This is a genomic window from Hoeflea sp. (genome assembly GCF_984452065.1).
In genome coordinates this window covers 1-953 of sequence record NZ_CFHWAF010000209.1, presented here as the reverse complement: position 1 = coordinate 953, position 953 = coordinate 1, and the positions used below count along the sequence as shown (strand labels likewise).

Genomic DNA, 953 nt, shown 5'->3' with positions numbered 1-953 from the left:
GCCGTGTCGAACCGAATATCGAACCTGTCCTGCCGACAGGTTTTTGCGAGGCTCTTCGGCGTATGGAACTGGTCAAGCGGAATGACGCCCCTGATCTCCGGCTCGACCCAGAAGACTTCCGGATCGTCGGCGGACTCGGCCATTGGAAACAAACCGCAGCTATAAGCCTTGATCAGAAGCTGCGGAGTGATTTTGAGGCGGTCTTCACTCCTGTGCATGCGCCGACCCTACTTCACGTCGAGATACTTCTCCAACCAGTGTATGTCGTAGTCGCCGTTGGCAATATCCTGATTATCGAGCAAATCCATGAACAACGGTATCGTCGTATTGATACCGTCAATCACAAATTCGCCGAGCGCGCGGCGCAGCCGCATCATGCATTCAACACGGGTGCGTCCGTGAACGATGAGCTTGCCGATGAGGCTGTCGTAATAGGGCGGTATCGAGTACCCCTGATAGACGCCCGAATCGACGCGCACGCCGAGGCCCCCCGGCGGGTGATAGTGCGTGATAAGGCCGGGCGAGGGCGTGAAGGTCCGCGGATCTTCGGCATTGATGCGGCACTCGATGGCGTGTCCGCTGAAGCGCACATCCTTCTGCGACACCGAAAGCCCTCCGCCCGAGGCGACGCGGATTTGTTCGTTGACGAGGTCGATCCCGGTGATCGCCTCCGTGACCGGATGCTCCACCTGCAGGCGCGTGTTCATCTCGATGAAGTAGAAGCCGCCGTTCTCAAAAAGGAATTCGACGGTACCGGCGCCGCGATATTGCAGCGTCTTCATCGCATTGGCGCAGATCATGCCGATTTCTTCGCGCTGTTGCTCATTCAGCGCCGGCGAATTGGCTTCTTCCCAGACCTTCTGGTGGCGGCGCTGCAGCGAGCAGTCCCTTTCTCCCAGATGAATGGCGTTGCCTTTGCCGTCGCCCATGACCTGAATTTCGATATGGCGCGG

1 protein-coding gene and 1 pseudogene are annotated in these 953 nt (G+C 58.4%); both read right to left on the bottom strand.

What is annotated here, in order from left to right:
• Nucleotides 1-218: pseudogene (locus tag AC5E6N_RS23120) on the bottom strand (leucyl/phenylalanyl-tRNA--protein transferase); the annotation flags it as partial.
• A gap of 9 nt (nucleotides 219-227) precedes the next feature.
• The coding region (locus tag AC5E6N_RS23115; RefSeq protein ID WP_491750011.1) for an ATP-binding protein at nucleotides 228-953 on the bottom strand (726 nt) is incomplete at its 5' end.